This window comes from Endozoicomonas sp. YOMI1, assembly GCF_024606345.1.
Classification (GTDB): Bacteria; Pseudomonadota; Gammaproteobacteria; order Pseudomonadales; family Endozoicomonadaceae; genus Endozoicomonas.
The window spans coordinates 1-6,017 of sequence record NZ_JAHHPM010000402.1 but is presented as its reverse complement, the minus strand read 5'-3'; the positions used below and the strand labels follow the sequence as shown (position 1 = coordinate 6,017).

Annotated in this window: 4 protein-coding genes; 1 reads left to right on the top strand and 3 read right to left on the bottom strand. The window is 45.1% G+C overall.

From position 1 onward, the window contains the following. Nucleotides 1-86: 86 nt before the first annotated feature. The 3 genes from KDK15_RS14340 to KDK15_RS14330 all read right to left on the bottom strand — a co-directional run bounded on the left by KDK15_RS14340 (nt 87) and on the right by KDK15_RS14330 (nt 4,955). On the bottom strand, nt 87-1,640 hold the full coding sequence (locus KDK15_RS14340; protein WP_257296068.1) for a hypothetical protein: 1,554 nt from the start codon (nt 1,638-1,640) through the stop codon (nt 87-89). A 47-nt stretch (nt 1,641-1,687) separates the two neighbouring features. After that, nucleotides 1,688-3,325, bottom strand: coding sequence for a hypothetical protein (locus KDK15_RS14335; RefSeq protein ID WP_257296067.1), 1,638 nt, complete (start codon nt 3,323-3,325; stop codon nt 1,688-1,690). A gap of 85 nt (nt 3,326-3,410) precedes the next feature. Continuing rightward, nucleotides 3,411-4,955, bottom strand: coding sequence for a hypothetical protein (locus KDK15_RS14330; RefSeq protein ID WP_257296066.1), 1,545 nt, complete (start codon nt 4,953-4,955; stop codon nt 3,411-3,413). Between the two features lie 477 nt (nt 4,956-5,432). Between KDK15_RS14330 and KDK15_RS14325 the strand changes: the two genes are divergently transcribed. Further along, nucleotides 5,433-5,870 (top strand): hypothetical protein, encoded by a 438-nt coding sequence (locus KDK15_RS14325; protein ID WP_257296065.1) that lies wholly within the window; start codon nt 5,433-5,435, stop codon nt 5,868-5,870. Nucleotides 5,871-6,017 lie beyond the last annotated feature (147 nt).

Genomic DNA, 6,017 nt, shown 5'->3' with positions numbered 1-6,017 from the left:
ACTCCCCGGTACGGCGCTCCCTCACAAAATCCCTTAGAGCGACAAAGTCCTGCGCTAGATTCGGGGCAGTTTATGAAATATCCGGGCTAGAACCAGTAACCCAGATATTTGAGGATGATGACTGCTGTGCCAATGGGGACTACAGCCTGGACCCAGCCCATGGTATGCCAGAATGAGGATAGCCAGGTTCTGTTATCCACGTTCGGGCTGGTTCTGAATCGAACATCCAGACTTCTTTTTGAAAAATAATTTCTTTCGTACCGGTTCACATTGAAAAGCCCCCAAAGGGTGTACCATTTGCAGTCCCAGGCATCAGGATCTGCGTCACAGGATTGGAGGTAAAAAGGAAAATTCTTCTGGTACACCGTCAGTTTTAAAGTGTACTCTGTGTGGGGAGCGAGATTATCATCATAGCTGAGCTCTTCATCCGTCAGGAATACCTTGCCCGGATAATAGAACAGTGCAGGAATGAAACTTCTGTAAATATTTTTATCAGGGTGACCACCATTTTTCAGTTTGAATTCCCATAGGGTTGATCGGCGAATTTTCTGGTCGCTGGAAATGGCATTCAGTGTCTGTTGAATGGCTTTGGCCTCATCAATATAAATAGTGGATTTTAACTTTTCGCCAAATATTGAGGGTTCAAAAAGTTGTACCCGGACAATAATGTTTTTCAGTTTGGTTGACAGATCCTCTGAAACCTCACTCATGGTGGCTGCGGAATAGTCCTGCGCCCTCAGGATAAGGGGATATCCTTTCGCAATCCTTTGGCCATTATTCCCGGTGGTTGATTGCCAGATCAGCGGCTCTAATTCAGTGTTATCAAAAGCGGTTGGCAGCGAAAAAGCATTGGGTGAGGCTGAAGTGATTCTTTTATAGGTATAGACAGAAAAGCTGACATTATCATAGCCATTTAATCGGCAGTCCAGACTGTTGGCATGCTTGTCGTTAATCGCCATGCCGGAGCTGTACTCATTTCTTGGGTCTTCGATTGACAGTGTTGGACTGAGTTTTTCTGACTGGCGGCTGCCAGTCCACCAGCTTGTTTTCAGGTTACTGACGGTAATGATTTCTTTCTCGCCGGGCAGAAGGTCATAACCGTTAGCCAGGATATCAACATAATTTTTGTGGCCGGGATGCCACCATCTGGCGTCTTTGCGGATATATTTAACATTGAAGTCCAGTTGTCCTTTACCGCAATTATGTTCCTCGCAGTAGGTAATGTCTGCAAAACAAGTCAGTGGTATATGATTGCAGGTGTTGTCATCACAGTAAACAATGGCTCCGCAGTGCCGTTCAGAGGTAACCAGTTCACAGTTCTGCCAACACCAGTGCAGGTTGACAGGATAGTTAATGGTTTCTGACCATGCAGGTTCAGGGAGCGCTCTTAAAAACTCGGCGGCTTTGGCTCGATCAATGTTCTTTAGATCCTGCCATGCTTCTTCATCATAAGGTGCCTGCTGTCGAGTGTATTCATTGTGTGCTTCAGAACACCGTAGAAGCTCTCCAATAAAGTTGCGGCTTTTGTGTTCGGGAATGACTAACCCCGGGCATTCTGCACTGTGTATTTCGACGGGGGGGCTTTGTTCAATGCAGTAATAGAATGCTGAAGCTGGAATAGAGTAAAAAGAGAGTATCAAAATTGATACCCAGGGATGAAAAAGTCTGGTCATGGTATGTAAGGGATTTAGAGCAGGTAAAATACCGACACAGCAATTACCCCGACAGGTACTGCAAGTTGAGCATAGCCGACGAAGTGCCAGAAGCTGGATAGCCAGGTTCTCTGGTCTACATTGGGGTTTGATCTGAACCTGACATCAAGGCTTTTCTTTGAAAAATAATTATCTTCATACCGCCTGGAGCTGAAGAGTCCCCATAAGGTATACCACTTGCAATCCCAGGCGTCGGGATCTGTTTCACAGGACTGGTGGTAGAAAGGCAGGTTTTTCTGATAAACCGTTAACTTCAGTGTGTATTCTGTGTTCGGAGCCAACTGGTCGTCATAACTGAGGGCCTCGTTGGACAGGAAAATTTTTCCGGGGTAATAGAACAATGTGGGTACATAACTTCGGTAAATATTTTTGTCAGGGTTATCACCATTTTTCAGTTTGAACTCCCAAAGCGTGGACCGTCGAATTTTCTGGTCGCTGGAGATGGCGTTCAGTGTTTGTTGAATACCTTTTGCTTCATCAATATAGATGGTGGACTTCAGTCTGTCGCCAAATATGGATGGTTCGTAGAGTTGGACTCTGACGATAATGTTTTTCAGCTTTTCAGTAACATCCTCTGATACCTCGTTGAGTGCTGCGGCAGAGAAGTCCTGGGCCCTCATGATCAATGGATAGCCTTTCTCTTCCCTTGAGCCATCAAGACCAGGGGCAGACTGCCATACCAGTGGATCAATATCCTCGTTATCAAAAGCCTTGGGGAGTGAAAAGTCGTTGGGAGAGCGTGAAGCAATTCTTTTTCGTGTGGTTACGGTAAAGCTGACTTCGTCTTCCCCCCTGAAGCGACAGGAAAGGCTATCAAATTGCTGGTTGTGAATATGCTGGTTGAAGATGTACTCATTTTTAGGGTCTTCAATAAACAGGGTTGGCGCTAACCTGGCAGACTGTGACGTCCACCAGTTGTTTTTCAGATTGCTGACAGTGATCACTTCCTCTTCACCCGGAAGCAGATCATAGCCATTGGCAAGACGGTCAATGAAGCCGGGGGAATCGGGGCTCCAGCGGGCTTTATCTTTTTTCAGAAACGCAACGTCAAAGACCAGTTTTCCCTCGCCATCCTGACAGTACCGGCTTTCATGTATGGTGACATCGGCATAACAGGTTTTTGGCTCCTGATGACATTTTTTTACTTGTTTTGTGTCACCGTCCCGGGTAAGTTCGTCTCTCATTTCGCATACCTCATAGGTACCACAGAGCTGTGCATCTGTGACCAGGCGGCAGTCCTGCCAATCCCAGTGAAGGTAAGTATGGTAATTGATAACGCCTGTCCAGGCTGGTGATGGCTGTTGCCGCAGAATTTCGGCCGCCTCGTGGCGGCTGATGTTTTTTAAGTCCTGCCATGCTTCTTCGTCAAAGGATTCCGGTAAGCGAACATGGGTATGGTGGTTGGCCGAACATCTTAACTCTTCAGAGTGGAAGTTGCGGGTTTGATGGGAAGGTATAACGTGTCCGGGACATGACCAGCTAACTGTCTCCCGGGGGGCAGACGTTTGCAAACAATAGTTGGCAATGTAAGGCCAGGCAAAAGAGGTGTATGGCTTTGATGTCAAAAGCATAAGTAGCAAAGCCGAATGCACAAATTGCTTTTTGATAGCCATTACATCAACCTGCGAAAACCTTTAATGAATTTTCAGTGAAAATGAGTATCTCTTTGCAGATACTCATTGTTCTGTATTGATATTTTTAAAAGAGCTGCCTTCTTTTTCTACGATCAGAAATGATGTTGTCCCTGGTCAGCATATCAACCACGCTTTGCAGCTTTCTGGCTTCATAGAGACGGTTTTCCTGGTTTTCCAGAGCGTTGATGCACATGGCAACAGCTCCTTTGAGTGTGCCAGCCTCAACCATCATGACATCACTTTCAATATCATCGTCATCTTCTGATGAGCTGAAAACCTGCTTTGCTTTTGTCTGGTAGAGGGCTCTTCCCATGTCAGAACTGAGGTAGTGCTGACGATACCCGTCTCGGACCTTTCTCAGGCCGCCTGAGCGGCTGATGGCCAGTTCTTCATCAATATCTTTTTTAATCAGGGCGATAATGAAATATTTGGTGTCCATCTCATTGGATTTACCGGCAACCCAGGTGACCCATGAACTGACAGATAACCACTTTTTACTGGCGGAATTTTCAATGGTTACCATTGCTTCCCGGGCGAGATTGGCATAGCGCATGAGCTTATTCTGATCATAAATGGGTGCAGCACCAACGGTCATATCGCTCAGGTAATAATCCAGATTGAAAATACGCTTGTCATATTCAACCGGGATGCAACCAATTTGAATGCCATAGGTGGCACGAATGTAAGATCTTGCCCAGAATGCATCGATCAACATCTCTTTGGCTCGTTTGCTGCCTTCCGGGTCGGAAATGGTTCTGTATCTTTCTGACGTACCGAAGGTGTCTATAAAGGTTTCAATGGCATCTTTGGTAAAACGGTTGATTCCCTCATCAATGACTCGTTTATCCTGAGTTCGCATGGCCCGTAGCTGCAGGGCATTACGTTTCATATCAGCGATCTGTTCTGCAGTATACAGTGACATCGACTTAAGCTGGTCGTTACTGATTCCGAGCTGCTGATGGAGTATGCCATTGGGCAGGACGATATTGAAATGAAGCTCGCTCATCTGGGCATCAAGCCTTCGCAAGGTTGACTGATATTGATGAACCAGCGGAAGCATATCAACCTGACTGTCGGGATCTGCAGTTATGTCTGGCCTGAGGGTGGGAAAATGTTCCAGGTTGTTAACGTCTTGAAGGAACAGGTTTGATTCCTGTCTGAACGTTCTCACATGGTCAAGAAATTCCCTCACGGGTATTGGTTGAAGAATGCTTTCGTCAGAAACTTTCTGGAGCTCTAAGGCAGCGATAGTTAAGTCTCTCAGGCTGCGACCAAGATCATCAATGGTTTGGAGCAGGATGTCACCATCACGCTCACCTCTCAAGTAGAAAGCCTGTATATACTGTTTCTCGATTTCTGTTTTGTTGGCAAGGTTGATAGTCAATTCGTCACTGTTTTCAGGTGTGACATGGACAACCGGGGGAAATATTGCATCAGCGTCGGAACCGGAAGTCTGTTCATAATAGTGACCGGGAGATACCTGTTGCCCATGATATTGTTCAAACCGGGGCGATTCATTCCGTAAGGAACTGCTTGCTGCAACTGTGTCTATAGACGTTAAAGAAAAAATTAAGGCACAGCATAATAAACTACCAGTGACTCTGTTCATTATTAAAGCTCTTAAGTATTAAAATAAATTATTTAACGGGTAGATTGACCATGCTGAAAGAATATAGTTCCATTTTTTTGAATCTGCATGGGGGTTGTTTAAAAAACAGACGTGATTTAATAGCGTAAATGAATAGTTTGCGCTGGTCTTGAAGCTGATTTCTGTTTTCTGTTTTCTGTTTTCGGGCCTTTTCGGGCCTTTTCGGGCCTGTTGTTACCTGACAAGTTAATTAGCGGACTGATGATTATAGGAATGATGGCGTGTATTTGATTTATTGAAACTTGTTTGCCGGGCTGTCATCTTTTTTTGTTAAAGAATTATTCAGGTGCTGTTGAAATTCATAGGGTACGGTTTTACTGCTTCCTCATCCTCATGATGATTCGTGAACTTATTCAATTACCCATGGTCGAAAACTACGAACAATAATAAATTTTTTCTTTTTAGTACTAAAAATTTCTAATTATTGGAGAGTTCATCATGAACATTGAAACCAGCGATACTGGTACACGTTTCGTACAAGTTGATATTTCTGACAGTTCAGAGGGGGCAACCGATGCTGGTAATGAACGTTCAACAGCTACTCCATGTTACAGAACAAATGAGGCAAAAGTTTTCTGGCGGGGGCTAGCCATTGTTTCCGTTGGTGTAGCCCTGGGTGCAGGTGGTGAATTACTGGGTAATTACTTCGCAAAAGAACGGGATGGGTATTTGCCCTTGCACACGATCAGTCACCCGCAACCACTCTTTGGAGCCGTCGTGGGTTTTTATTACGGGTTTGTACTGGCCTGTTTAAATGAAGGGTGCCGCGCATTATATCAAACTTGTCTTGAAAGCAGATCAATCAGCGTGGCATCGGGACAACCAAATGCCACCACTACTCAGGTTGGAATTTCTGATGATCAGCATCCCGTTTAGTGCGAAAGTACACAGCATCCAATTAATTATGTAAGTACAGTTGAAATAAAAAGCAACGAACGCAACAAGCCCTGCTATGCTTGGCCTGTGTTGGTCTTTTGGTCGCAATAATGCAGTCATTTCCCTGTTTCCAGGGTGGTGTATTGT